Consider the following 4,080-nt stretch of genomic DNA (forward strand, 5'->3'; position numbering starts at 1 on the left):
AGCTATCTGAATGTTTTATAGTTGTTGTTGCGTCAAGAATGTCTTTCAGATTATCGTTTTCTTTAGCTACTCTTAACATTTTCTCAACAGCTATACTATCTTTACGTAGTATAGCATAAGTAAGCGGTGCGCAAGTTTCTTCATGACCATCTGGACATTTTATAGTTGTTGTTGCATCAAGAATATCTTTCAGAATACCGTTTTCTTTAGAGACTTTTAAAATTTCTTCAATAGTTTTGCTATTTTTACATGATATGGCGTAAGTAAGCGGTGTGTAAATTAATGAATCATCACTAATTATTTTTGCACAACTTTAAAAGGTTGCTCAATTTAGCTTGTTGCAAAATATCCTTTACAGCTTGACTATTCTCGCAAAATATAGCATGAGTAAGTAGTGTAAAAGTTGATTCTTTACCCTGATGTTTGCTTACTTCCGTAGTAAGAATCCTTTGTTTTTCCTTTTTAGATATTTTTTCTAGTTCTTCAGCAATGCTACTTTTTTTGCCTTTTATTTTTGATGCTAATTTCAAAATACTTTTTTCATCTTTCTCTTTCAATTTCGAATCATTTGCCTGATAAGTTATTTTTCTTCCCAAGATCTTTCTTAAACTAAACATAATATTTCCTCTCTTCTTTTTAAAGTTATAGTATTCGCTTTTATAAGTCAGTTGTGTTGACAATGTATTAATTGCATAGCTCAGATATTGTTTTATAAACTTAAATTTTAAGCTCGTCATCCCGCTACATTAATATTGTATTAATAAAAACTTAATAATAATCCTTAATAATATATGAACTAATATGTTCTCAATTTCGTATGACAGAGGAAACAAAAGATGGATATGCTTCCTTATACGTTGCAATTCAGGAAGGTAATATTGAAGCTGCAGAACTACTAATAAAGTGTGGCACAAATGTCAATGATCATTATGAACGCAATCGTACGCCACTGCATATTGCCATCGGACGCAAACAATTAGAAATAGCAAAATTGCTGATAAAAAATGGAGCAAACGTTAATGCAAAAACTCAAAATCATGGTAAAGATGATCTAACACCAATGCACTTTGCAGTTTTTGCAAATACGCCAGAATTTATAGAATTACTAGCTAGCCATGGTGCATTGATTAATGAAAGAGAAAGCACCGAAGGGTATACTCCTCTTCACTTTGCTGCTTTATATGGGAACAAAAATATAATACAAGCCTTAATTGATAAGGGACAAGATATTGAAGATGTGGACAATAATGGGCGAACAGCTCTGTTTTTAGCTGCTAGGCAGTGCACTGAAGCAGAAGATGATAGCAGAATAGAAATTATCAAGTATTTGATAGACAGGCTCAAAGCAGATGTAACAAAGAAAGACAATAATAACAATGCAGTACTCTTTCCTGCCGCTAATAATTGCCCTGGAAAAGTGATAGAATTCATTATTGAGCAATATATAAAAATCTTTGAGTTAGAGAATTTTATCAACCACAAAAATAATGATGGAATGGATGCTTTGGATATTGCGCTGAATAGTGGAAACGAGAAAGCTATTGAAGTATTAAGATCATATGGAGCAGATATCAAGAATAAGGTAGATGGTAGCATTCAAAAAATTACTGCAGAAAAACCAAGTAGTACCCTAGACAGAGCAGAAAGTGCAGAGGTAGCGCCTCCAATTAAGCAAAGAGTATAAAGCTTTTTATAAAGCGATTATAAATTTCAGTAAGTTGTAGAGGCTCTACAATGGGAAGTGTAGTATGTTAGCAGATACAAATGACTAGATAAATTATATTTCATTAAAGTCATTTATCTTGAAACATAAGCAGGATTTTGTATAGTTGTTTCAATTTGGGTCTGTATATTGAAACAACGCGTGAAAATGACAGCTCATTGTACAAGAGGTACCTAATTCACCGACAAGAATGCTAGATAAAGACACTTACATTTCAATTATTTCACAAATTCTGTATAATCTTAAAAACTCAATTAGTGCGTTATGAAGATAATAATAGGTAATGCTAGTAAGGAATTAGGGGAATCAGTAGTTAACCGGCTAGATGTTCAACCATCCTCTGCTTGGATATCAAAGTTTACCGATGGTGAGGTAAATGCAGAAGTAGCAAATGATCTATATAATCAAGAAGTATATGTAATACAATCTCTTTCTCCCCCTGTAAATGATAATCTTATGGAGCTTCTGCTTATAATTGATGCAGTAAATAGATTAGAAGCCAAAAGGATAGTAGTAATTATTCCTTATTATGGATATAGCAGACAAGATAGAATTATCAAGAACAATAATATGCAATCTGCTTTAAGTGCTAAATTAGTTGCAAATCTTATTCAAACTGCAGGTGCAAGTAGTGTTGCAGTTATTGATTTGCACTCAAGTCAAATTGAAGGATTCTTTGATGTACCGATAACTAATTTGAACTGCTTTGAAGCATTTGTTGACTCTATACACACGGAAAATTTGGCAATTGTTGCACCTGATGTTGGAGCAATTGGTAGAGCACGTGCTTTTGCAAAGACTTTAGAGGAAAAGTACAAGATAGGGTTAAATGATAAGATTATTGTAGTAGATAAATATAGGGAGAAAGCAGGCACATCTCAAGTAATGAACATAATAGGAGAAGTTGCAAATAAAAATTGTGTCATTGTTGATGATATAGTTGACTCTGGTGGAACATTGTGTAATGCAGCTCTTGCTTTAAAAGGCCACGGAGCAAAGTCCGTAATTTCATGCATCACACATGGCGTGCTTTCAGGAAGTGCAGTTGAGAAAATTTCTTCCTCTTCTTTAGATAAATTAGTGATTACGGATACCATACTTCACAAACGTGAAAAAACTGGTAAAATAGAAGTTGTTTCGGTCGTAGATATTTTAACTCACTTTATCCAAGGAGGTAAAGATGCCAGCTAAGTCAACAGAAGACGTTATTACTTCACTAATAGAATTTGCAAATAAGAGAAAAATAACAATTACCAAAGAAGAAATGCTTAAAATTGCACAGCTTGTAAGGATTAAGTTATCAAATGACGAGATTGATCACTACTCCAAAGAACTGACAATGCTGGATTGGATACATGATACTTTATTGCAAGTTAATACTGAAGGTGTTTCTCCTATGCGTTATGGCAGTATAGACAAGGACATTCATGTACGCGATGATGTTATAAATTCTCAAAACATTAAAAAAGAGATATTGTCCAATACAAAACCTGAGCATGGGTATTTCGTAGTGCCAAAGGTTATAAGCGATTAAAGTAAAATAAGGCTCATATCAAACCTATAATAGATCTACTTTCAAAAATAAGACCAATCCGGTAAAGAAGCATTTGTGGGAGTGGAAACCATTTTTTGATTTTTCTTTACTAAGTCTACTAAATATAGTTTAGAGTTGCTTGGTGATTCTGTTCTTGTAAAAATGATTTCTCTACCATTTGGTAACCATGCCGGGGATTCAATTTTATGCCCCTCTGAAAGCAGACGTTCTTCTTTGCCATCTGGCTTCATAACTCCTATGTAAAATTTCCTGACTGAATCTTTGTAAAAGCTATCAGATCTCCTTTTGGCGACCAAACAGGCGTAGCATATCTTCCACTTCCAAAACTAATTCTTTTAGGTTTTTTACTTTTGTTAGTAAAATCGGTAACGTACAGTTGCTGACTCCCACTTATATCAGAACTAAAAGCCATATACTTTTGATCTGGAGAAAAAGAGGGAGAAGTGCTTATAGCTGAACCTTTAGTAATTTTTTTGTTCGTTTACTACTTAAATCCAAAGATAATATATTCGTTTCACCACCCAATGAGTGGGAAATTAAAAGAGATTTACCATCGGGAGAAAATCTTGGTGCAGAAACAACTCCTTCAAATGCGCTGATTATTGATTCAGTGTTATCTTTTAAATTTTTTAATATTATATAACTTTTACCATTTGCGTACGAGATATAAACAATGCCCTTTCCATTTGGTGATAATCTCGGTGTTGACACAAATCTATCGCCATTTGTTAAGTATTTTATATTACTTCCATCTTACTGATTCATCACAGCAATTTTTACGCACAGATTTGTAGTTGCTATC

At 33.3% G+C, this 4,080-nt stretch carries 5 protein-coding genes and 1 pseudogene; 3 read left to right on the forward strand and 3 right to left on the reverse strand.

The annotated features are described in order from the left end of the window. Positions 1-301, reverse strand: a 301-nt coding sequence (locus tag WGMM_RS07435; protein ID WP_458694877.1) for a WD_0033/WD_0034 family tandem repeat-containing protein, incomplete at its 3' end; no start/stop codon positions are given. Further along, the gene (locus tag WGMM_RS01030) at positions 294-737 is read right to left on the reverse strand and encodes a hypothetical protein (protein WP_240991813.1); all 444 of its coding nucleotides are present in this window, start codon (positions 735-737) and stop codon (positions 294-296) included. The genes WGMM_RS07435 and WGMM_RS01030, both read right to left, overlap by 8 nt. 62 nt (positions 738-799) lie before the next feature. Here WGMM_RS01030 and WGMM_RS01035 point away from each other — a divergent pair, with 62 nt between their 5' ends. From WGMM_RS01035 to gatC, 3 genes are all read left to right on the forward strand, one after another. After that, entirely contained in the window at positions 800-1,684 is an 885-nt protein-coding gene (locus WGMM_RS01035; RefSeq protein WP_338062965.1) for an ankyrin repeat domain-containing protein, read from the forward strand. Positions 1,685-1,987: 303 nt separating this feature from the next. Next, positions 1,988-2,914 (forward strand): ribose-phosphate diphosphokinase, encoded by a 927-nt coding sequence (locus WGMM_RS01040; RefSeq protein WP_038248719.1) that lies wholly within the window; start codon positions 1,988-1,990, stop codon positions 2,912-2,914. Next, on the forward strand, positions 2,904-3,257 hold the full coding sequence (gene gatC, locus WGMM_RS01045; RefSeq protein ID WP_015588776.1) for an Asp-tRNA(Asn)/Glu-tRNA(Gln) amidotransferase subunit GatC: 354 nt from the start codon (positions 2,904-2,906) through the stop codon (positions 3,255-3,257). Before WGMM_RS01040 ends, gatC begins: the two co-directional genes overlap by 11 nt. A 41-nt stretch (positions 3,258-3,298) precedes the next feature. On the opposite strand, the pseudogene WGMM_RS01050 reads toward gatC, so the two are convergent. After that, positions 3,299-4,080, reverse strand: a pseudogene (locus WGMM_RS01050) (protein TolB); the annotation flags it as partial.

The organism is Wolbachia endosymbiont of Glossina morsitans morsitans, assembly GCF_000689175.1.
GTDB lineage: Bacteria > Pseudomonadota > Alphaproteobacteria > Rickettsiales > Anaplasmataceae > Wolbachia > Wolbachia pipientis.

Excerpts from the sequence above, each read along its gene's own strand:
- WGMM_RS01040 (WP_038248719.1), top strand. The coding sequence starts at position 1,988 with ATGAAGATAATAATAGGTAATGCTAGTAAGGAATTAGGGGAATCAGTA.
- gatC (WP_015588776.1), top strand. The coding sequence starts at position 2,904 with ATGCCAGCTAAGTCAACAGAAGACGTTATTACTTCACTAATAGAATTT.
- WGMM_RS01030 (WP_240991813.1), bottom strand. The coding sequence starts at position 737 with ATGACGAGCTTAAAATTTAAGTTTATAAAACAATATCTGAGCTATGCA.